The following is a 1,180-nucleotide window of genomic DNA, read 5'->3' on the forward strand; positions in this document are numbered from 1 at the left end:
GGGTGAGGGCTCGCGGGCTCGACGGCGAGCGTCCGCCCCGCCTCCGCGCGACAGTTTTACGCCCTCCGTCGCCGTCGTTCCTCGCACATGGCCCTCGACCTCGTCCCCGCGTGGCCCGCCGTCGGCTCGCTCGCGGGCGGGGCGGGGGCGCTCGCGCTCGCGTGGGCGGTCCGCGACCACCGCGGCCGCCCCGGCGTCGACTGGTTCCTCGGGGTGTTCGCCGCGCAGGCGACGTGGTGTCTCTCCTACGGGGTCGGGCTCCTCGCCGCCGACCCGACGCTCCGGGCCGCGCTGGAGGCGACGACCTGGCTCGGCGTGATCTGGACCGGGATCGCCTTCCTCGGGTTCGCGTTGGAGTACACCGGTCGGAGCGACGTCGTCCGGAGCCGCCTGTTCGCGGCGATCGTGGGGTTCGGCCTCCTCTCCTCCGCGCTCGTCGCCACGAACTCGCTCCACGGCGCCTTCTGGACCGGTCTCGCCAGCGACCCCGTCTTCGGCGTCGAGACCGTCTCGTACGCGTTCGGCCCGTGGGCGTACCTGACCGTCGCCGCGGAGACCGTCCTCGTCGCCAGCGCCGTCTTCCTCCTCGTCGACACCCTGCTCAGCTACGGTCCCCTCTACCGCCGCGAGAGCGCCGCGGTCGCGCTGAGTTCGCTGCCGCCGGGGTTCGCCCTGGTCGCGTGGACGCTCCAGCTCGGCCCGGTCCCCCAGCTCCAGCTCGCGCCGGTGATGTTCGTCCCGCACGTCCTCATGGACGCGTACGCGTTCGACCGCGCGGAGATGTTCGACCGGCACCCGACGACCAGCCGCGCCGCCGAGCGCACCGCGATCGACGACCTCCGGGACCCGATCGTCGCGCTCGCGCTCGACCGCCGCGTGGTCCGGCTCAACCCCGCGGCCGAGGCGGTGCTGGGGGTCGACGCCGATACCGCCCGCGACCGCCCGCTCGCCGACTTCCTCGACCTGCCGGCCGGAGTCGGCGACGAGGCGACCGACGCGGACGGCGGCGGGTCCGGCGACGCCGACGCTGCCGACGGCGCCTCCCGCGAGACGGTCGAGATCGACGCCGCCCACGGCGCCGGCCGCCGCACGTACGCGGTGTCGGTCTCCCGGCTGACCGATCCGAACGGAACGCACGTCGGCTACACGGTCGTCCTCTCGGACGTCACCGAGCGCGAGC

The 1,180-nt window shown here is 75.0% G+C and carries 1 protein-coding gene; it reads left to right on the plus strand.

Translation table 11 applies throughout. From position 1 onward, the window contains the following. Positions 1-87: 87 nt before the first annotated feature. The coding region (locus tag B9G38_RS17565; protein WP_143415655.1) for a histidine kinase N-terminal 7TM domain-containing protein at positions 88-1,180 on the plus strand (1,093 nt) is incomplete at its 3' end.

This window comes from Halorubrum sp. SD612 (genome assembly GCF_002135005.1).